The sequence below is a fragment of the Pseudomonas sp. MNR3A genome (genome assembly GCF_009650575.1).
GTDB lineage: Bacteria > Pseudomonadota > Gammaproteobacteria > Pseudomonadales > Pseudomonadaceae > Aquipseudomonas > Aquipseudomonas machongensis.
Genome location: NZ_VZZS01000016.1, coordinates 296,624 through 315,718, shown reverse-complemented (window position 1 = coordinate 315,718; position 19,095 = coordinate 296,624). Strand labels below are relative to the sequence as shown.

The following is a 19,095-nucleotide window of genomic DNA, read 5'->3' as shown; positions in this document are numbered from 1 at the left end:
TCTCTGAGCTTGACTCAGTCCCTGTGGCGGCGGCGGTTCGCCGCCCCCACAGGTCCTTTGTCAGGCCGCGATCTTCGACGGATCGGTCTGCAGCAACCAGCGGCTGCGCTGCGACTGCAGCAGCCCCTCGAGCAGCGACACACCGCGATCGCGCTGGGCGATGCGGTCCTGCTCGAATGCATCCCTGAGCAGGTTCAGCACGTTGCGCGACTGGGTCACTGCCTTGGGCGTAGTCACGTCGCTTTTCAGGTGGCCATCGACATAGGTGAGGATCCGCTCTTTCTGGCTCGCCTGCTGGGTGGCGCTGGCTTCCACCAGTTGGCCTTTGTCATAGGTCAGGCGGGTGGTGGTGCTGGCCTGGTCATCGATCAGGTGGTAGCTGTAGTTTTGCGACTCGCGGTCGCTGCCCAGCATCAGGTTGGTCAGCGGATTGAGGCCGCGGTGGAACGAGGCGGTGAGTTTGCTCTGCTGGTTCTGCTCCACCGACCGGTCCTGCAGGCCACGGTTCTTGACCGTGGTGCTCTGCGAGGTGCTGAAGGTGAAACTGTCGGTTTCGTCCAGGCGCATCGGGTTGCTTCTGCGCGTGGTTTCGCTGATCGAGGCGCTGAAGTCGGCCAGGCCGCTGAGCAGGGCACGGTCCTTGTCGTTCAGGGCCGTCGGGCTTTGCACCGCAGGTTGGCGATTGTCGTCGATGCTGTTGAGCTGGGTGAACGCGTTCTTGAACAGGTTCATCAGGTTCTCGTCGCCACGGCCACGGCGCTGGGCGGCGTCGAACTGGGTCAGGTAGTTGTCGATCGCCGCCTTGCGCTGCGCCGACTTGCCCAGCAGCTCGGCGTCCTGGGTGTCCAGGCTCAGTTGCACCTGGCCGGTCGGGCCCTGCAGGCTGAGGCTGCGCGCCTTGTCATCGAGGCTCAGGGAGAAGGTCTGCTCGCCGCTCAGGGATTCGAACTTGCTGCTCATCTGCAAGGCGCTGAACAGCTTCGGATCGAGCTTGACCAGTGCGCCGAGCTTGAGCTGGGGTGGCACCTCGTTGAGGCCATCGATGGTGGACTGGAAGGAGTCGGCGAGGTTGCCCAGGCCCTTGAGTTCTTCGCTGCTGAGCGAGCCGCCTTCGACTTCCGCGCTCACCGCCAGGCCCTTTTCGCTACTGGCCAGCGACAAGCGAATGGTCGCGCCGGACGCGGTGGTCAGGCTGAAGGTGACGCCGCTGTCGGGATTCTCGCGCAGGCGCTGCTGCTGCAGCTTGAGCACGCCAGGGTCGATTGGAGAGTCGTCGCTGAAGGCGAACACCGACTGCGAGATGTTCTTGCCGCCGTTCTGTGCGAGCTGTTCGATCAAGGCCGCACCAATGCCTTTGAAGCGGCCCGCGCTGCTGGACGACTGGAAGGCGGTCTGCAGCGTGGTGGCGAGCTTGTCCTGGCTGTCCTTTTCCCAGACATAGCGGACCTGGCCTGGCAGCAGCCCCTGGCGCGAGTAGGTCTCGGAATCGCTGATGGTGTTGCTCTGGCCGAGAATCACGCTGGTGCTCGGGACTGCCGAGACACTGGCGATGCCGGTCGGGTTGCTGGCGCTGGCCGGGGCCGGTTGCGGGGCAGTCAGGACCGGGGCCAGGCGCTGTGCAGCTGTTATCGGATTCATTAGCGTCCTGCCGAATAGAGATACGGGTACACCAGTGATATCGGCAGGCCAGCACTCAACATTAGAAAAAACGCGCAAACGAAACGGCCCGCCAGAAGGCGGGCCGTTCGTTACAGCAGGCGGCGATCAGCGGCGGCGGAACAGCGGCAGTGGCTCGTCGGTGGCACCCTGGTAGGTGACCGAGAAGTCCTTCAGGCTCTGCAACGCGTCTTCCGGGTCCTTGTCGGCACGGATGGCGAAGGCATCGAAGCCGCAGCGGGCCATGTAGAACAGTTGGTCGCGCAGTACATCGCCAATGGCGCGCAGCTCGCCCTTGTACTGGTAGCGATCACGCAGCAGGCGCGCATTGGAGTAGTTGCGCCCGTCGGTGAAGGCCGGGAAGTTCAGGGCGATGACCTGGAAGTGCTGGACGTCCTCGCCAATTTCCTCGGCTTCTTCGTCACTGTCCAGCCACACGCCCAGGCCGCCGTCGCGGGCCTTGAGGGCATGGGCATGGTCGCGCCACAGCTGCAGTGGAACGATGTAGTCGTCGCAGTTGGTCAGCTCGTCGAACGAGGTTTCCTTGGGCAGCAGGTGCCAGGTTTCGTCGATGAGCTGGTTGTTCTTAATGATTCGCTGCATAGACGCGTTCCTTGAATGGGTCGATGCCGATACGCTGGTAGGTGTCGATGAAGCGCTCGTCTTCGTTGCGCTGCTCGACGTACACGTTGATCAGCTTCTCGATCACGTCAGCCATGTCGTCCTGAGCGAAGGAGGGGCCGAGAATCTTGCCCAGGCTCGCATCGCGCGCGGCGTTGCCGCCCAGCGACACCTGGTAGAACTCCTCGCCTTTCTTGTCCACGCCGAGGATGCCGATGTGGCCCACGTGGTGGTGGCCGCAGGCGTTCATGCAGCCGGAGATGTTGAGGTCGAGCTCGCCGATGTCGAACAGGTAGTCCAGGTCGTCGAAGCGGCGCTGGATGGACTCGGCGATCGGGATCGACTTGGCGTTGGCCAGGGAGCAGAAGTCGCCGCCTGGGCAGCAGATGATGTCGGTCAGCAGACCGATGTTCGGTGTGGCAAAACCACCTTCACGCAGTTCCAGCCACAGCGCGTGCAGCTGGCGCTGCTCGACGTCGGCGAGAATGATGTTCTGCTCGTGCGAGGTACGCAGGAAGCCGAAACTGTAGCGCTCGGCGAGGTCGGCCACGGCATCGAGCTGCTTGTCGGTCAGGTCGCCTGGAGCGACGCCGGTAGGTTTGAGCGACAGGGTCACGGCCACATAGCCAGGCTTCTTGTGCGCACGGGTGTTGCGCGAACGCCAGCGGGCGAACCCTGGGTGCTCCTGGTCCAGGGCGCTGTAGTCGACATTGTCGAGGGCCTGGTACTCGGGGTCGATGAAGTGACGCGAGACGCGCTGGACTTCTGCTTCGGTCAGGGTGCTGTTGCCGCCACGCAGGTGGGCCATTTCGGCCTCGACTTTCTCGGCGAACACTTCTGGCGTCAGGGCCTTGACCAGGATCTTGATCCGCGCCTTGTACTTGTTGTCACGACGGCCGTAACGGTTGTACACGCGCAGGATGGCGTCGAGGTAGCTGATCAGGTCCTGCCAGGGCAGGAACTCATTGATGAACGAGCCGACCACCGGCGTGCGGCCCAGGCCGCCACCGACCAGCACGCGGAAGCCCAGCTCGCCGGCTTCGTTGCGCACAGGCTCAAGGCCGATGTCGTGCACTTCGATGGCCGCGCGGTCTTCCTTCGAACCGTTGATCGCAATCTTGAACTTGCGCGGCAGGTAGGCGAATTCCGGGTGGAAGGTGGTCCACTGACGGACGATCTCACACCAGGGGCGTGGATCGATCAGCTCGTCTGCGGCAACACCGGCAAACTGGTCGGTGGTGGTGTTGCGCAGGCAGTTGCCGCTGGTCTGGATCGCGTGCATCTGCACGGTGGCCAGTTCAGCCAGGATGTCCGGGATGTCTTCCAGCGCAGGCCAGTTGAACTGCACGTTCTGGCGGGTGGAGATGTGCGCGTAGCCCTTGTCGTAGTCGCGGGCGATCTTGGCCAGCATGCGGACCTGGCGCGCGTTCAACTGGCCGTAGGGCACGGCGACGCGCAGCATCGGGGCGAAACGTTGGATGTAGAGGCCGTTCTGCAGGCGCAGAGGGCGGAATTCTTCTTCGCTCAGCTCACCGGCCAGGTAGCGGCGGGTCTGATCACGGAACTGCTTGACGCGGTCCTCGATGATCCGCTGATCGTACTCGTCGTATACGTACATAAAAGTCCTGTCTCAGGCTGCATGCAGCTAATCGCGCGCACGGCCGCGCACTCCGGGTCGGAGCGGGGGAACGATAACAGGTTGTATTTATGCGCTAAAGTGATGTTTTTGCATATGAAAAGAACCATTTGGACTAAGTGAGACTGGCTGCTATTTATCCGTGATGGCCATGCGCCGTTATACTGTATCCTTTGCTTTTGCAGGGATGTCTCGCATGGTCATCAGGACGCTGTGCCGCAGCCTGTGCCTGGGTCTGCCACTGGTGGCAAGCGCCCAAGCCGCTTCGGTGGTTTTTCTCAATCCCGGGTTGTCCGATGAGACGTTCTGGGTTGGCTATTCGCGGTTCATGCAAGCGGCGGCCGACGACCTGGGCATGGATCTGCGCGTGGAGTACGGCGAGCGCCAGGCCGAGCGGCAACTGGAGCAGGCGCGGGCGATCCTGCAGGGCGAGCACAAGCCCGACTACCTGGTGCTGGTCAACGAGCAGTATGTGGCGCCAGAGATCATGCGCCTGTCGCAGGGCAGCGGGGTCAAGCTGTTGTTGGTCAACAACGGCCTGACCGAGGGACAGGCCGAAGAGATTCAGGCACAGCCGGGCAAGTACGCGCCGCTGCTCGGCTCATTGGTCGGCAATGACGAACAGGCGGGTTACCAGATGCTGCACGACCTGGTCGCCAGCCTGCCCCGAACAGGCGAACCGATCGAGCTGCTGGCGTTTTCCGGCATCAGCACCACGCCTGCTTCGCAACTGCGCGAGCAAGGCATGCGGCGGGCGTTGGTCGAGTTTCCGCACGTACGCTTGCGCCAGCTGGTGTATGGCGGCTGGAGCCGCCAACGGGCCTTCGAGCAGGCCAAGTTGCTGCTGCAGCGCTATCCGCGGGTGCGCCTGGTGTGGTCGGCGAACGACCAGATGGCGTTCGGTGCAATGCAGGCGTTCGAGGCGGTTGGCCTGGTGCCGGGGCGCGATGTGTTGTTCAGCGCGGTCAACAGTTCGCCCGAGGCCTTGCAGGCTCGCGTGGATGGGCGGCTGAGCGTGCTCATGGGCGGGCATTTCAGCCTGGGCGGCTGGGCCATGGTGATGCTGCATGACGACGCCCGGGGCCTGGCGATGGACCGCGACGGGCAACACCTGTACCGCCTGCCAGTGCTGCAGGCCATCGATGCGGTGAAGGCGCAGCGCTGGCTGGAACTGAGCGCCCGTAAAGGCTATGGCATCGACTTTCGCCGCTACAGCGCAGAGGGGCGCGGCACCGACTATCGCTACCCGTTCCTGACGTCACCCGTCGATTATTGAAAGACCCTGCTTGAGCAAAGGGCATTGCTAGACTTAACTGCTGGTGTGACGTGCATTCCCATAACCACTACAAGAGGCAATGCAATGGGAAACCCGACCAAGCTCCGCAAGCCTGACAGCAGTGTCGACGCCTGGGCGATCCTGTGCCTGATCGTGCTGGTTGTCGTGACCGCTGTGTACTGGGTCAGCCATCAGTAACGCAAACTTCAGACCGTGAACTGCAACCTGAGCCGCCCGCGGGAGGGAATTCCGCGGGCGGGTGCGTTCTGGCTTGCGCACGCAAAATGACTGTTTCACCGCCCCGTCAGATGCATCGCCAACTGCACCAGCCCCACCAGCACCAGGATGAACACGAGGGTGAACATCACCCCCATCACGATGAAGTGGCTGGCCTTGCCGTGGGTGAAGTCGCGCGCGCGGTTCTTGCCGCTCTGCACGCCGAAGGCGGCAGCCAGGATGCTGTGCAGCATCTGCCAGAAGGTGGGTGGCTTGCCTTGGCTGGAATCGTCCATGGTGGCTCCCGGAAATCAGAGGCAATCAGCGAAAGTGTAGGCAACAACGGCGCTCAGCGCCCGACCCGCTTGCCACGTTGCAAGCCAACCTCCAGTGCCTGCCCGTCACGTTGCTTGCCTTGGCGCGCCAAACCTTCGAGCTGGGGAATGAGCATGCCCTCGGGCAGGTGGCGCCAGAAACGCCCCGGCATGTGCAGGCGCAGGGCGTCGGGGTTCAGCCGCGCCGGGTTGAAGGTGGAGCGGTAGTAGGTACGCCACAGCTCGGCGCCGGGATCTTCGGCATGGCGCGCCCAGTCCACCCATTCACGCGGACACTGCCGACGGTAGTCGAGCTTGCTGCCGTCGAAGCGTATGCCATCGGTGGGCGTTGCGATCAGCCAGCGCTGGCGCCCGAGGCGGTCGGCAAAATGGCCACTGGCGCTTTCAAGGATGTCATGGGCAGGTTCGTGGTAGGCCACCAGGTCCAGTTGCAGGCGCTCGGCGACCGCTTCCGGCAATGGCACGAAGCGCACGAAGGCGTGCAGGTGATGCGCCTCGCGGGAGACCTGCTTGATACGCCGCTGCAACTCGCTGCCAAGGCGGTCGCCGGCGAGCATTGCCGTGCGATCTCCATGGGCGACACGCCAGAGGACTTCGTACAGCAGGTTCCAGCGTTGTTCGCCGCGATAGCGAGCGGCCTGCTCAAGCTGTGCCAGCAAGGCCGCGGGCACCCGCGCACGGAAGGGGCCGGGTCCTTGTGGCAAAGGCGTGGGGATGGCGAGCAGGTCGTCCATCGGCCCCTGGCCCCAGGTCACCTCGGCCGGGTCGATGCCATGGCCGAGAAGGACTCGCGCCTGGTCGCGCCAGGTGCCGAACAGGTCGTCGCAATCCAGCGCGATCATGCCCATAACCCCATCTGCACCGGTGCCTGCGGTTCGCGCAGGCGTTGGCGCAGCAAGCCGCTGCGCAGTTCGGCCTGGGCCGGGCGGTAATCGCTGGTGACGATGAACGGCCGGGCCTTTTCCAGCACGCAGCGCAGTTGGATCAGATCGTCGTAGCGGATCCGCCGCTCGCGTCGCAGCGCCACCAGCCGCTGTACGCTGCGCAGGCCGATACCGGGAATACGGGCGAGCAGGGCGGGCTCGGCGCGGTTCAGGTCCAGCGGAAAGACCTCGCGGTTGGCCAGGGCCCAGGCCAGCTTGGGGTCGATGTCCAGCGCCAGGTTACCGGCCTGGCCGAGCAGCTCGCCGGCCTTGTAGCCGTAGCCGCGCATCAGGAAGTCGGCCTGGTACAGGCGGTGCTCGCGCAGCAGCGGCGGTGCGGCGAGCGGCACACTGTTCGGGCTGTCCGGGATCGGGCTGAAGGCGGAGTAGTACACGCGCTTGAGGCCATAGCCCTGGTACAGCGATTCGGCGTTGCGCAGCAGGGTGCGGTCGTCGGTGGTATCGGCACCGACGATTACCTGGGTACTCTGCCCGGCCGGTGTGAAACGCGGCGCCCGCGGTTCGCCGGCCACGGCCTGCTGGCCCTGGTGAATCACGCCCATGGCCTGACGGATGGTGTGTGCCTGTTTTTCCGGCGCCAGGCGCTTGAGGCTGGCCTCGGTGGGTAGCTCGACGTTGACGCTCAGCCGGTCGGCCAGGCGCCCGGCTTCTTCGATCAGCAGCGGGTCGGCGTCGGGAATTGTCTTGAGGTGGATGTAGCCGCGGAAACCATGCTCTTCGCGCAGCAGCCTGGCAACGCGGTTCAACTGCTCCATGGTGTAGTCGGCCGAGCGGATGATGCCCGAGCTCAGGAACAGCCCGCTGATGCAGTTGCGCCGGTAGAAGTCGAGGGTCAGGCGCACCACTTCCTCGGGGCTGAAGCGTGCGCGAGGCACGTTGCTGGAGCGGCGATTGACGCAGTACTGGCAGTCGTACAGGCAAAAGTTGGTGAGCAGCACCTTGAGCAGCGACACGCAGCGCCCGTCAGGGGTATAGCTGTGGCAGATGCCCATGCCATCGGTGGCGCCAAGCCCGTCACGCCCCCGCGAGCTGCGCTTGGGCGCGCCGCTGCTGGCGCAGGATGCATCGTATTTGGCGGCGTCGGCGAGAATGCCGAGCTTGGCGATGAGTTGCATGGGGATGTCTCGAGATACTGGTTTTTCATACAGTATTTGCAGAGCGGTCGAGTTGCAAGAGGCTTCTTGAAGTTGCCTGACGGCTTGACCTCGGTTCCACCACCACAGCCTGAATGCGCGAGCGGCTAACCTGAGTGAATCACTCAGCTAAGCTTGCCTGGGATTTCGTACGCCACAGGCACGAACACTCGGACCAGGGGCAAGGCACATTCACGGACAGGATCGGGGCCAGCGGTGCCTCGACGGAGGGAGCACATGAACAGAGGAATCGCATTCAAACCGGCCCTTGCGGGCCTGGCCTTGGCCTTTGGCCTCACGGCCGTCCAGGCCGCCGAGAGCAAGCGGGTCGATGTGCTGCTGGTGGGCGGCGGGATCATGAGCTCCACGCTGGCCGTGTGGCTCAACGAGCTCGAGCCCGGTTGGTCGATGGAGATGATCGAGCGGCTGGACAAGGTCGCCGAGGAAAGCTCAAACGGTTGGAACAACGCCGGTACCGGGCATTCGGCGCTGGCCGAGCTGAACTACACCCCTGAAAAGGACGGCAAGATCGACATTAGCAAGGCGGTGGAGATCAACGAGTCGTTTCAGGTCACCCGGCAGTTTCTCGCCTGGCAGGTCAAGCAGGGGGTACTGAAGAACCCACGTTCGTTCATCAACGCCACACCGCACATGAGCTTTGTCTGGGGCGATGACAATATCCGTTTCCTGCGCAAGCGCTACGAGGCGCTGCAGGCCAGCCCGCTGTTCAAGCCCATGCAGTATTCGGAAGACAACGCACAGATCGCCAAGTGGGTGCCGTTGATGATGGAGGGGCGCGACCCGAACCAGAAGCTTGCGGTGACCTGGACGCCGATCGGCACAGACGTCAATTTCGGCGAGATCACCCGTCAGTATGTGACGTACCTGCAGACCCGCCCCAACTTCGACCTCAAGCTCTCCAGCGAAGTGCAGGACATCACCCGCAACGACGACGGCTCGTGGCATGTGGAGTACAAGAACCTCAAGGATGGCAGCACGTCGGCCACCGATGCCAAGTTCCTGTTCATCGGCGCCGGTGGCGCGGCGCTGCCTCTGTTGCAGAAGTCAGGCATCTCCGAGGCGAAGGAGTACGCAGGTTTCCCGGTGGGGGGATCGTTCCTGGTGACCGAGAACGCTGCCATTGCCGAGCGCCACATGGCCAAGGCTTATGGCATCGCCTCGACGGGGGCGCCGCCGATGTCGGTGCCGCATCTGGATACGCGGGTGCTCGATGGCAAGCGGGTGATTCTGTTCGGGCCCTTTGCAACCTTCTCGACCAAGTTTCTCAAGGAAGGCTCGCTACTCGACCTGTTCGGCAGCATGACGCTACACAACAGTTGGCCGATGGTACGTGTCGGGGTCCGCGAGTTCGACCTGGTGCAGTACCTGATCGGCCAGGTCATGCAGTCGGACGACGACCGCTTCGCTGCGCTGCAGACCTACTTCCCCCATGCCAAGAAAGAAGACTGGCGCCTGTGGCAGGCTGGGCAGCGCGTACAGATCATCAAGAACGACCCTGAGCAGGGCGGGGTGCTCAAGCTTGGCACCGAGGTCGTGACCTCTGCCGACGGCACCATTGCCGGCCTGCTGGGTGCCTCGCCGGGCGCCTCGACCGCGCCACCGATCATGCTCGACCTGCTGCGCAAGGTGTTCAAGGACAAGGTCGCTTCACCACCCTGGCAGGAGAAGCTGCACCAGATCATCCCAAGCTACGGGCTCAAGTTGAACGAGCATCCTGACAAGGTGCAGGAGGAGTGGGACTACACCAATGAAGTGCTGCAGCTGCAGCCTCTGACTTCGCCAGCGGGCTGAGCCCGGCGGTTGGCGGCCCTGGTGCGGGGCCGCCAGATGCGGAGCTATCGTCTCGAAAGCGTGCCGCCATGCCGCAGCTCGCTTTCGCGTTCGCTTGCTAAGATGCGTCCACTCTCAAGCACTGGACATCCTCAATGAGCGACCGCACCCCGATCATTCCCCCTTCGCAGCAGAAACTTGCCGAACGTGCCGGTTATCTGCCGGCCTTGAAGGTCGGTAATACGTTGTATCTGGCCGGTCAGGTGGGGCGTACGGCGGATCTGCAGGTCATTGCCGACCCGCGGCAGCAGTTTTACGCGGCGTGGGAAAACCTGAGGGACGTGCTGGCGGCTGCCGGTTGTGATTTTGCGGATGTGGTGGAACTGACCACTTATCATGTCGGCTTGCGCGAGCACATGGCGGTGTTTCGTGAGGTCAAGGACGAGCTGTTCCCGCGGGGTACATGCCCCTGGACCTGTATTGGTGTCAGCGAACTGGCCCATGACGGGCTGCTGGTGGAGATCAAGTGCGTGGCGGTTGGGCGCCAGGGGTGAAATGCAGAAGGGGCGCCAACGGGCGCCCCTTCTTTTTGCTGCTTAGGCTTCAGCGTCCCATGGACGATCGCCTTTTTCATCCTTGACGCGGGTCGGCAGGCCCATCACGTCCAGCGCCTTGAGGAACGGCTCGGCGGGCAGTTCCTCGACGTTGACCATGCGCCCGGCATCCCACTCGCCGCGGGCGACCAGCAGGGCTGCGGCCACTGGCGGCACGCCAGCGGTGTAGGAGATGCCCTGGCTGTCGGTCTCGGCGTAGGCTTCTTCGTGGTCGGCGACGTTGTAGATGAACACTTCGCGTGCCTGGCCGTCCTTGGTGCCTTTGACCAGATCGCCGATGCAGGTCTTGCCGGTGTAGCCCGGAGCCAGGGATGCTGGATCGGGCAGTACGGCCTTGACCACTTTCAGCGGCACGACTTCAAGGCCTTCGGCGGTCTTGACCGGTTGCTCGGAGAGCAGGCCGAGGCTCTTCAGCACGGTGAACACGTTGATGTAGTGTTCGCCGAAGCTCATCCAGAAACGCACATTGGGTACGTTCAGGTTCTTCGAGATCGAATGTACTTCATCGTGACCGGTCAGGTAGAGGTTCTGCGAACCCACCACCGGGAGGTCGTCGGTGCGCTTGACCTCGAACATGGTGTTGCTGGTCCACTGGCTGTTCTGCCAGCTCCATACTTGCCCGGTGAACTCGCGGAAGTTGATTTCCGGGTCGAAGTTGGTGGCGAAGTACTTGCCGTGGGAACCGGCATTGACGTCGAGAATGTCGATCGAATCAATGCGGTCGAAATACTGCTGCTGCGCGAGTTTCGCGTAGCTGTTCACCACACCCGGGTCGAAGCCGACACCGAGAATGGCGGTAATGTTCTTCTGCTGGCACTCCTCGAGATGCTTCCACTCGTAGTTGCCATACCAGGGCGGGGTTTCGCAGATCTTGCCCGGTTCTTCGTGAATCGCGGTATCGAGATAGGCGACACCGGTATCGATGCAGGCACGCAGCACCGACATGTTGAGGAAGGCGGAACCGACGTTGATCACGATCTGCGATTCGGTCTCGCGGATCAGTGCCTTGGTCGCCTCGACATCGAGGGCGTTGAGCGAGAAGGCCTGGATGTCTGCGGGTACCTTGAGGCTACCCTTGGCCTTGACGCTGTCGATGATGGCCTGGCATTTGGAGATGTTCCGTGACGCAATCGCAATACGACCGAGTTCGTCGTTATGCTGTGCGCACTTGTGGGCCACCACCTTGGCGACACCTCCTGCACCAATGATAAGAACGTTCTTCTTCAATTTATCCCTTGCTCCTTACTGAAAGCCGGTCTTACGACAGGCTGGAAACGTAGTCTTCGAAACCGAACTCGCGCTTGACCTCGACGCTGCCGTCGAGCTGTTTGACGACGATGGCCGGCATCTTCAGACCGTTGAACCAGTTCTTCTTGACCATGGTGTAACCCGCCGCGTCGATGAACGACAGGCGATCGCCGATGGCCAAAGGACGATCGAATTGGTACTCGCCGAAGATGTCGCCGGCCAGGCACGACTTGCCGCAGACCATGTAGGTGTGCTCGCCGTCGTTGGGGGCCATCTTGGCGTTGAGGCGGTAGATCAGCAGGTCGAGCATGTGCGCTTCGATGGAGCTGTCGACCACGGCCAGGTGCTTGCCGTTGTAGAGCGTGTCGAGCACGGTGACTTCCAGCGAGGCGCTGTTGGTGATCGCCGCTTCACCGGGCTCCAGGTAGACCTGCACGCCGTACTTCTCGGAGAAGCCTTTCAGGCGGGCGCAGAAAGCGTCGAGTGCGTAGCCTTCGCCGGTGAAGTGGATGCCGCCGCCGAGGCTGACCCACTGGACCTGGTGCAGCAAATGGCCGAAGCGCTCTTCGATGTGCGAGAGCATCTTGTCGAACAGGCTGAAGTCACCGTTTTCGCAGTTGTTGTGGAACATGAAGCCGGAAATCGTGCCGATCACCTTTTCGATCTTTTCCGGATCCCATTCGCCCAGGCGGCTGAACGGACGCGCCGGGTCGGCCAGCAGGTAGTCGGAGCTGCTCACCTGAGGGTTGACGCGCAGGCCGCGGGTCTTGCCTTCGGACTGCTCGGCGAAGCGCTGGAGCTGGCCGATGGAGTTGAAGATGATCTTGTCGCAGTTCTCCAGCATTTCCTCGACCTCATCGTCGGCCCAGGCCACGCTGTAGGCGTGGGTCTCGCCGGCGAACTTCTGGCGGCCGAGCTTGAGCTCGTAGAGCGAGGAGGAGGTGGTGCCGTCCATGTACTGCTCCATCAGGTCGAATACCGACCAGGTGGCGAAGCACTTGAGGGCGAGCAAGGCCTTGGCGCCGGAGTGTTCGCGCACGTAGGCGATCTTCTCCAGGTTGCCCAGCAGCTTGGTTTTGTCGATGAGGTAGTACGGCGTCTTGATCATTTCAAAGGCCCCCGGCCAGGCCGGCCAAAAAAAGGACACGCATTGTGCCTTCACTTGCCGCATATCGAAAGGGCGCGATGCGCATTTCGTCCGAGCTCGCAGGCTGCGGGCCGCGTGAGGGGAGTAGAGCAGGGGAATGTGACTGTCTTAATCGTTGTGGAGGCAGATGGCCCTATCGCGGGACAAGTCGGGGCGCCGAACCGCCGCTCCCACAAGTGACACCGCAGTATGCAGCAGTTGCGGCGCTCTTGTAGGAGCGGGCTTGTCCCGCGATAGGGCCATCTGCCTCGCTACATCACTGCGGCAACCGCGCCACCACCTTGATCTCGAAATCGAAGCCGTACAACCAGGTTACCCCGACAGCCGTCACCGTTGGGTAAGGTGCTGGCCCCCAGAATTCAGCGCGCACCAAGTCCCAGATGCTCTGGAACTTGTTTTGTGGGTCGACGATGAACAGGGTCACGTCCTGCACGTCAGCGAAGCTGCAACCGGCGGCGGCGAGAATCGCCTCGAGGTTGGCGAAGGCCCGGCGCACCTGGTTTTCCAGGCCCGGCTCGGGTGAGCCGTCCTCGCGGCTGCCAACTTGCCCGGAGACGAACAGCAAGCCGTTGCTGCGCACGGCCGGGGAGTAGTGATTGATGTCGTACAGGGCCTGACGGCCAGCAGGGAATACTACGTCGCGTTGGTTCATGGTGTTTTCTCCATCAAGGGGGTGATGGGGCGACTGTACGAGCCCGGACCTGTTCGATAAACGTGCCAGTCTGGTTATCATTGTTTGTTTATTCCAAACAATCGAGGCGCTGATGGACCGGTTCGACGCAATGCGTGCCTTTGCCCGGGTGGTAGAGGCGGGCAGCTTCACCAAGGCTGCAGAGACGCTGCACATGAGCCGCACCAGTGTGACCCAGCTGGTGCAGCAGTTGGAAACCCGCCTGCGCGTGCGCCTGCTCAACCGCACCACGCGCAAGGTGAGTGTGACCCGCGATGGCGAGCAGTTCTACCAGCGGGTGTTGCGCCTGTTGGCGGAGCTCGAGGATGCGGAGAGCAGCCTCAGCGGCGCTGCCGGCCTGCCGCGTGGCAAGTTGCGGGTCGATGTACCGAGCCCGCTGGCAAGCCTGGTGCTGGTGCCGGCGCTGCCGGACTTCCATGCCCGCTACCCGGACATCCAGATCGACATGGGCGTCAGCGATCGTATCGTCGACATCATTGGCGAGCATGTCGATTGCGTGGTGCGCGGAGGCGAACTGCTGGACCAGTCGCTGATGGCGCGCAAGGTTGCCGACCTGCAGTTGGGGGTGTATGCGGCGCCGGCTTACCTCGAACGCCTTGGCACCCCTGCCCATCCTTCGGACCTGGAGGGTTCTGACCACCGTACGGTAGGTTTTCTCTGGGCACGTACCGGCAAACCGCTGCCCTATGCCCTCGTTCGCGGCACCGAGCGGCTGCAGGTTCGCGGTACCCAAGTGCTGGCGGTGGACGATGGCAACGCCTACCTGGCGGCCGGGGTGGCTGGGCTTGGGGTGCTGTGGCTGCCGGACTACATGGCCCGCGCGCCACTGGCCAGCGGTGCGCTGGTGCGGGTGCTCGAAGATTGGCAGTTGGAGCCGATGCCGTTGTACGTCGCTTATCCGCCGAATCGGCATGTGGGCGCGCGGTTGCGGGTGTTCATCGACTGGGTGGTGGAGGTGATGGGGCGCTGATCAGGGCCTTTCCCGACCGGATAGAGCGCGCGTTGGCGGTCAGGCAACACCGCCGGTCGTGCTGGGGCTCAAGCACACCTTGCAGCCGGTTCATGGCTCATCACGCTGTCTACGAACCCCAGCGCCCCGAGGCCGGAGCCCGCCTGCCGGACATGGAGCGCGACAGGGTCTACCGAACCCTTGAGCGCACCGACCGGAATGTCACCAAGTCGGCACGCTTGCTGGGGCCGTCACGCGGCATGCTCCGCTACAAGATCGAAAAGCTGGGGTTGAGCAGGCCTGACAAGCGGCAGTGGTGACCGTCAGGGCTTGCCACTGCCGCCCTGGCTACCATTACCCTCCGAGCCGCTGCCGTCCATGCCGGGCAGGTCGCGGTTGTCGTTCTGCCGGGCCGGCGGGCTTTCCGGGTCGTTGCCCTGGATCCGCGGGTCGGTATCGCGCGGCATGGGTTTCTCAACCGGGTTGAGGGTGCTGTCTACACCAGGTTGTGGCGCGGGGTTATGTGGATCGTCCGGGTAGGTGGTGCCGGTGCCAACCGCCATGGCCAGTGGTGAGCAGAGCAGGGCGGCGAGCAGGCAGGTACGGGTCAGGGATCGCTTCATGGGGCAAACTCCTTTGCGCAGGACAGGGGCATCTTTCTTTTGGGCCCCGTCCTGCTCAGCAAGGTGCCATCATCCCGACCGACGGTCATACCACCATCGACAACAGCATGATGAAGATGATGCCGACCACGGACAGGATGGTTTCCATCATGCTCCAGGTCTTGAAGGTCTCGGCCACGGTCATGTTGAAGTACTGCTTGACCAGCCAGAACCCGGCGTCGTTGACGTGGGACAGAATCAGCGAGCCAGCGCCGGTGGCCAGTACCAGCAGCTCACGGTTCACCCCCGGCACCAGTTCGATCACCGGCGCGACGATACCGGCGCCGGTGATGGTCGCCACGGTTGCCGAACCTGTTGCGATGCGGATCACCGCCGCCACCAGCCAGGCCAGCATGATGGGTGAAATTTCAGCCTGCACGGCCATCTGTCCGATCACGTTGCCAACGCCGGTGTCCACCAGCATCTGCTTGAAGCCGCCGCCTGCACCGACGATCAGCACGATCGCCGCGGTAGGCGCCAGGCTCTGGTCGAGCATCTTCATGATCTGCTGACGGCTGAAGCCGCGGGCCGAACCGAAGGTGTAGAACGCCAGGAGCAAGGCGGCGAGCAGCGCGGTGATGGGGTGGCCGATCAGGTCCATCCACTGACGCACGATATGGTCAGTCGGGAGTACCACGTCGGCAAAGGTCTTGAGCAACATGAGCGCCACTGGCAGCAGCACGGTGACCAGCGTGATGGTGAAGCTGGGCAGGTTTTTCTGGTCGGAGTCGCGGGCGATCTGGTCCATCAGCTCCTGGGACGGGTTGCCCGGAATGTAGCGGGAGATGAAGTTACCGAACAGCGGCCCGGCGATGACTGCAGTAGGCAGCGCCACCAGCAGGCCGTAGAAGATGGTCTTGCCGATATCGGCGTGGAAAATGCCGATCGCCAGCAATGGCCCAGGGTGCGGCGGCACCAGGCCATGCACCACCGAGAGCCCTGCCAGCAGCGGGATGCCGATCTTCACCAGCGACACCCCGGAGCGGCGGGCGACGATGAATACCAGCGGGATCAGCAGCACGAAGCCGATCTCGAAGAACAGTGGGATGCCCACCAGGAATGCGGCGAACATCATCGCCCAATGCACTTTCTGCTTGCCGAAGGCTCGGATCAGCGTCTGTGCGATCTGGTCGGCGCCGCCGGAGTCGGCCATCAGCTTGCCGAGCATGGTCCCCAGCGCCAGGACGATGCCGACAAAGCCGAGCACGCCGCCGAAGCCGTCCTGGAACGATTTCATGACCTTGGCCACCGGCATGCCGGAGGTCAGGCCGAGGAAGCCTGCGGCCAGGGTCAGTGCGACGAAGGGGTGGACCTTGAAATGGGTGATCAGCAGGATGAGCCCGACGATGGTAACGAGCGCGTCGAGCAGCAGGTAGGTATCAGTAGCCAGTCCGAACATGGTGTCTATGCCTCGGTCTTGTCGTTGTTGTAATGGCGAAACTTGAGTGAACTTTTGACGCCCGCAGGCGTCGGGACAGCGCTGTCTTTGGTGAGCCGGAAAACCGCCGGATCAGGCAGTTCGCGCCAGGTGCCGGTCACCGCAGGGCTTTAGCCAGTCGTGCACGGATTCGGCAAGTGCTTCGATCGGACGCGTGGCGTCCAGCGCCAGCGTGAGCGGTTCGCCACGCGGCGATTCGAGGGTCGCAAACTGGCTGGTGATGAGGCTTGCCGGCATGAAGTGGCCGGGGCGGGCGAGCACGCGTTTCTCGGCCTCTTCAGGGCTCAATTCGAGAAAGACGAAGCCCAGGCCTGGCACGGCCTGGCGCAGGGTGTCGCGGTAGCGGCGCTTGAGCGCCGAGCAGGTGAGGATCGGGCGTTCACCGGCCTGGAGAATGGCCTGCAGCTCTTCGCCCAGGCGTACCAGCCAACCGGCACGGTCGTTGTCGTCCAGGGGAATGCCGGCGCTCATCTTCTGGATGTTTTCGGCAGGGTGGAAGGCGTCGCCCTCGATCAGGCGTCCGCCGCTACGTGCAGCAACGGCCTGGCCGACGCAGCTTTTGCCACAGCCTGCCACGCCCATGACCACGATGGCGCAAGGGGAAAGGTTCATCGGTACCTCCTGCGGGGTAAGACAGCGCTGTCTCACGCTCGACGAGCAGTGGTGCAAGCGCCACCCTCCCGGGTGTTATTGATCTTGTGATACGCAGTATGGATGCTGCGGCAATTATTACGTTGCCTGCGTCCTGAGACAGCGCTACCTTAGTGACCGTTCCCACTTCTTGCAAGTAGTATAATTACAACATTCATGACCCGCACCGGCTCCCGCACCACAGGTCGTCCCACTCTGGCCGAAGTCGCCAGGCTTTCAGGGGTTTCTCCCATTACCGCTTCGCGCGCGCTGCGCGGCGTCAGCACGGTTGCACCGGAGTTGGTGGAAAAGGTCATTGCCGCCGCAGCGAGCCTGGGGTACGTGGCCAACCCGGCCGCCCGTGCCCTGGCATCGGCACGCAGCCAGTCGGTGGTGGTATTGATTCCATCGCTGTCCAACCAACTGTTCATCGACACGCTGGAGGCGATTCACGAGGTGATGCGTCCACGCGGGTTGGAAGTGCTGATCGGCAACTATCACTACGACAGCGCCGAGGAAGAGAACCTGATCCGCAACTACCTGGCCTACCAGCCCTGCGGCATCCTGCTGACCGGTTTCGAGCGCAGCGATGCTTCGCGGCAGATGCTCGCAGCCAGCGGCGTTCCCTGTGTTCACATGATGGAGCTTGGCGGGGAGCCGGGCGCGCTGTCGGTGGGGTTTTCGCAGCAGCAGGCGGGTCGCGCCGCCGCTCGCCACCTCATTAAGCGTGGCCGCAGGCGCCTGGGCTTCATCGCGGCGCAGCTCGATCCGCGGGTGATGCAGCGCGCCGAGGGGTTTCGCCAGGCCTTGCTGGAGGCCGGCTTGCAGGCACCGGAGCTGGAGATGCTGGACCCACAACCCTCATCGATCGGCCTTGGTGGCGAGCTGTTCAGCCGTTTGCTGGCCAAGGCACCGGATGTCGACGGCCTGTTCTTCTGCAACGATGACTTGGCCCAGGGCGCGGTGCTCCAGGCGTTGCGCCAAGGTGTCGAGGTTCCGCGGCAGGTGGCGATGGTCGGCTTCAACGACCTGCCGGCTTCGGCGCACATGGTGCCGCGCCTGACCTCGATCCGTACGCCAAGGGCCGCTGTGGGGCGCACTGCCGCGCAGGCGCTGTTGAGTCTGCTCGACGGCAAGCGGGACGTGGAGCAGCAGCAGGACATGGGCTTCGAGTTGGTGGTGCGGGAAAGCACCTGACCGGACGTGGATACGGTCGAATCTTCCTTCGAAACCGCCTAATCACAAGGTGATATCAGATCGCTTGCATGGCGGCGGGGCCCATCTATGCTCAGGAAACCCCTGCGCACACAAGGAGGCCCGGCGCATGTTCGAGTACCATCGCAAGTCCGACCTGATCGAGATTCAGCGTAGCCGCCAGGCACTGGCAGGCATGGAAGCCAAGTTGGCCGCGATCAGTCGCTCCATGGCGATGATCGAGTTCGCCCCGGATGGCACCATCCTCGACGCCAACGACCACTTCTGCGCAACGATGGGCTACAGCGCCGATGAGATCCGCGGCAAGCACCACCGTCTGTTCTGCGACCCAACCTATGCCAAGAGCGCCGAGTACCAGCAGTTATGGCACGAGCTGGGGCAGGGCAAGGCGATCAGCGGTACGTTCGAACGTATCGACAAGGCCGGGCGCGAGGTGTGGCTGGAGGCGAGCTACATGCCAGTGCTCGATGATCAACAGCAGGTTACCAGCGTGATCAAGGTCGCGGCCGACATCACCCGCAGGGTCAACGAAGAGCATGAGAGCGAGAGCCTGCTCAAGGCCATCGGTCGCTCGATGGCGGTGATCGAGTTCACCCCCGAGGGGCGGGTGATCACGGCCAACCAGAACTTCCTCGATACCATGGGCTATCGCCTGGAGGAGGTCACGGGGCGTCATCACGGGTTGTTCTGCCTGCCCCATGAGCGCGAATCGCCCCAGTACCGGGAGTTCTGGGCATCGCTCAACCGGGGCGAGTATCACTCCCACCGCTTCGAACGGGTCAACAAGCAAGGCCAGACGGTGTACCTGGAGGCCTCCTATAATCCGATCTTCGATGGCAAGGGCCGCCTGTACAAGGTGGTCAAGTTCGCCAGCGACATCACCAATCAGGTCA

The 19,095-nt window shown here is 63.1% G+C and carries 17 protein-coding genes and 2 pseudogenes; 7 read left to right on the top strand and 12 right to left on the bottom strand.

The annotated features are described in order from the left end of the window. Positions 1-60: 60 nt before the first annotated feature. The 3 genes from F6X62_RS13035 to F6X62_RS13025 form a co-directional block, all read right to left on the bottom strand. Positions 61-1,638: a hypothetical protein gene (locus F6X62_RS13035; RefSeq protein ID WP_153773760.1), complete on the bottom strand. Its 1,578-nt coding sequence runs from the start codon at positions 1,636-1,638 to the stop codon at positions 61-63. 126 nt (positions 1,639-1,764) lie between these two features. After that, the gene (locus tag F6X62_RS13030; RefSeq protein ID WP_054890756.1) at positions 1,765-2,259 is read right to left on the bottom strand and encodes a DUF934 domain-containing protein; all 495 of its coding nucleotides are present in this window, start codon (positions 2,257-2,259) and stop codon (positions 1,765-1,767) included. Further along, positions 2,243-3,895 (bottom strand): nitrite/sulfite reductase, encoded by a 1,653-nt coding sequence (locus F6X62_RS13025; RefSeq protein WP_054890755.1) that lies wholly within the window; start codon positions 3,893-3,895, stop codon positions 2,243-2,245. Before F6X62_RS13025 ends, F6X62_RS13030 begins: the two co-directional genes overlap by 17 nt. Before the next feature lie 214 nt (positions 3,896-4,109). Here F6X62_RS13025 and F6X62_RS13020 point away from each other — a divergent pair, with 214 nt between their 5' ends. Continuing rightward, entirely contained in the window at positions 4,110-5,189 is a 1,080-nt protein-coding gene (locus F6X62_RS13020; protein WP_153773759.1) for an ABC transporter substrate-binding protein, read from the top strand. A gap of 293 nt (positions 5,190-5,482) precedes the next feature. Here F6X62_RS13020 and F6X62_RS13015 read toward each other — a convergent pair whose 3' ends face one another. Genes F6X62_RS13015 through F6X62_RS13005 form a run of 3 tightly spaced genes read right to left on the bottom strand, consistent with a single transcriptional unit; the run spans position 5,483 to position 7,799 of the window. Continuing rightward, on the bottom strand, positions 5,483-5,701 hold the full coding sequence (locus F6X62_RS13015; RefSeq protein ID WP_054890753.1) for a DUF2970 domain-containing protein: 219 nt from the start codon (positions 5,699-5,701) through the stop codon (positions 5,483-5,485). Positions 5,702-5,754: 53 nt separating this feature from the next. Next, the gene (locus F6X62_RS13010) at positions 5,755-6,588 is read right to left on the bottom strand and encodes a TIGR03915 family putative DNA repair protein (protein WP_153773758.1); all 834 of its coding nucleotides are present in this window, start codon (positions 6,586-6,588) and stop codon (positions 5,755-5,757) included. Then, positions 6,579-7,799: a putative DNA modification/repair radical SAM protein gene (locus F6X62_RS13005; protein ID WP_153773757.1), complete on the bottom strand. Its 1,221-nt coding sequence runs from the start codon at positions 7,797-7,799 to the stop codon at positions 6,579-6,581. The genes F6X62_RS13010 and F6X62_RS13005 overlap by 10 nt, the downstream gene beginning before the upstream one ends. Before the next feature lie 255 nt (positions 7,800-8,054). Here F6X62_RS13005 and mqo point away from each other — a divergent pair, with 255 nt between their 5' ends. Continuing rightward, positions 8,055-9,629 (top strand): malate dehydrogenase (quinone), encoded by a 1,575-nt coding sequence (gene mqo / locus F6X62_RS13000; protein ID WP_153773756.1) that lies wholly within the window; start codon positions 8,055-8,057, stop codon positions 9,627-9,629. Positions 9,630-9,763: 134 nt separating this feature from the next. Further along, a complete protein-coding gene (locus F6X62_RS12995; protein WP_153773755.1) occupies positions 9,764-10,162 on the top strand; it encodes a RidA family protein in 399 nt (132 codons plus the stop codon). A 42-nt stretch (positions 10,163-10,204) separates the two neighbouring features. Here the strand turns inward: F6X62_RS12995 and F6X62_RS12990 are convergent, their stop codons facing one another. The 3 genes from F6X62_RS12990 to F6X62_RS12980 all read right to left on the bottom strand — a co-directional run bounded on the left by F6X62_RS12990 (position 10,205) and on the right by F6X62_RS12980 (position 13,269). Then, on the bottom strand, positions 10,205-11,449 hold the full coding sequence (locus F6X62_RS12990) for a saccharopine dehydrogenase family protein (RefSeq protein WP_153773754.1): 1,245 nt from the start codon (positions 11,447-11,449) through the stop codon (positions 10,205-10,207). Positions 11,450-11,480: 31 nt separating this feature from the next. Further along, on the bottom strand, positions 11,481-12,578 hold the full coding sequence (locus F6X62_RS12985; RefSeq protein WP_054890747.1) for a carboxynorspermidine decarboxylase: 1,098 nt from the start codon (positions 12,576-12,578) through the stop codon (positions 11,481-11,483). A 295-nt stretch (positions 12,579-12,873) separates the two neighbouring features. Continuing rightward, positions 12,874-13,269, bottom strand: a complete 396-nt coding sequence (locus tag F6X62_RS12980; protein WP_153773753.1) for a RidA family protein — start codon at positions 13,267-13,269, stop codon at positions 12,874-12,876. A gap of 112 nt (positions 13,270-13,381) precedes the next feature. Between F6X62_RS12980 and F6X62_RS12975 the strand changes: the two genes are divergently transcribed. Both F6X62_RS12975 and F6X62_RS12970 read left to right on the top strand, forming a co-directional pair. Continuing rightward, positions 13,382-14,278 carry a LysR family transcriptional regulator gene (locus F6X62_RS12975; RefSeq protein ID WP_054890745.1) on the top strand — a complete coding sequence of 299 codons (897 nt, stop codon included), beginning with the start codon at positions 13,382-13,384 and terminating at the stop codon, positions 14,276-14,278. Between the two features lie 104 nt (positions 14,279-14,382). After that, positions 14,383-14,577: pseudogene (locus F6X62_RS12970) on the top strand (helix-turn-helix domain-containing protein); the annotation flags it as partial. 3 nt (positions 14,578-14,580) lie between these two features. Here F6X62_RS12970 and F6X62_RS12965 read toward each other — a convergent pair. The 3 genes from F6X62_RS12965 to F6X62_RS12955 form a co-directional block, all read right to left on the bottom strand. Further along, entirely contained in the window at positions 14,581-14,880 is a 300-nt protein-coding gene (locus tag F6X62_RS12965; RefSeq protein WP_112898371.1) for a hypothetical protein, read from the bottom strand. A gap of 85 nt (positions 14,881-14,965) precedes the next feature. Beyond that, positions 14,966-16,318, bottom strand: a complete 1,353-nt coding sequence (locus F6X62_RS12960) for a GntP family permease (RefSeq protein ID WP_065863646.1) — start codon at positions 16,316-16,318, stop codon at positions 14,966-14,968. A 111-nt stretch (positions 16,319-16,429) separates the two neighbouring features. Then, complete coding sequence (locus F6X62_RS12955) at positions 16,430-16,969, bottom strand: gluconokinase (RefSeq protein WP_054890742.1); 540 nt, start codon at positions 16,967-16,969, stop codon at positions 16,430-16,432. A 195-nt stretch (positions 16,970-17,164) separates the two neighbouring features. Here F6X62_RS12955 and F6X62_RS12950 point away from each other — a divergent pair, with 195 nt between their 5' ends. Both F6X62_RS12950 and F6X62_RS25655 read left to right on the top strand, forming a co-directional pair. Continuing rightward, complete coding sequence (locus tag F6X62_RS12950) at positions 17,165-18,184, top strand: LacI family DNA-binding transcriptional regulator (RefSeq protein ID WP_153773752.1); 1,020 nt, start codon at positions 17,165-17,167, stop codon at positions 18,182-18,184. A 127-nt stretch (positions 18,185-18,311) separates the two neighbouring features. Beyond that, positions 18,312-19,094: pseudogene (locus F6X62_RS25655) on the top strand (PAS domain-containing protein); the annotation flags it as partial. Position 19,095: the final 1 nt, after the last annotated feature.

Coding starts and splice junctions, on each gene's coding strand:
- F6X62_RS13035 (WP_153773760.1), bottom strand. CDS start 1,638: ATGAATCCGATAACAGCTGCACAGCGCCTGGCCCCGGTCCTGACTGCC.
- F6X62_RS13030 (WP_054890756.1), bottom strand. CDS start 2,259: ATGCAGCGAATCATTAAGAACAACCAGCTCATCGACGAAACCTGGCAC.
- F6X62_RS13025 (WP_054890755.1), bottom strand. CDS start 3,895: ATGTACGTATACGACGAGTACGATCAGCGGATCATCGAGGACCGCGTC.
- F6X62_RS13020 (WP_153773759.1), top strand. CDS start 4,110: ATGGTCATCAGGACGCTGTGCCGCAGCCTGTGCCTGGGTCTGCCACTG.
- F6X62_RS13015 (WP_054890753.1), bottom strand. CDS start 5,701: ATGGACGATTCCAGCCAAGGCAAGCCACCCACCTTCTGGCAGATGCTG.
- F6X62_RS13010 (WP_153773758.1), bottom strand. CDS start 6,588: ATGGGCATGATCGCGCTGGATTGCGACGACCTGTTCGGCACCTGGCGC.
- F6X62_RS13005 (WP_153773757.1), bottom strand. CDS start 7,799: ATGCAACTCATCGCCAAGCTCGGCATTCTCGCCGACGCCGCCAAATAC.
- mqo (WP_153773756.1), top strand. CDS start 8,055: ATGAACAGAGGAATCGCATTCAAACCGGCCCTTGCGGGCCTGGCCTTG.
- F6X62_RS12995 (WP_153773755.1), top strand. CDS start 9,764: ATGAGCGACCGCACCCCGATCATTCCCCCTTCGCAGCAGAAACTTGCC.
- F6X62_RS12985 (WP_054890747.1), bottom strand. CDS start 12,578: ATGATCAAGACGCCGTACTACCTCATCGACAAAACCAAGCTGCTGGGC.
- F6X62_RS12980 (WP_153773753.1), bottom strand. CDS start 13,269: ATGAACCAACGCGACGTAGTATTCCCTGCTGGCCGTCAGGCCCTGTAC.
- F6X62_RS12975 (WP_054890745.1), top strand. CDS start 13,382: ATGGACCGGTTCGACGCAATGCGTGCCTTTGCCCGGGTGGTAGAGGCG.
- F6X62_RS12965 (WP_112898371.1), bottom strand. CDS start 14,880: ATGAAGCGATCCCTGACCCGTACCTGCCTGCTCGCCGCCCTGCTCTGC.
- F6X62_RS12960 (WP_065863646.1), bottom strand. CDS start 16,318: ATGTTCGGACTGGCTACTGATACCTACCTGCTGCTCGACGCGCTCGTT.
- F6X62_RS12955 (WP_054890742.1), bottom strand. CDS start 16,969: ATGAACCTTTCCCCTTGCGCCATCGTGGTCATGGGCGTGGCAGGCTGT.
- F6X62_RS12950 (WP_153773752.1), top strand. CDS start 17,165: ATGACCCGCACCGGCTCCCGCACCACAGGTCGTCCCACTCTGGCCGAA.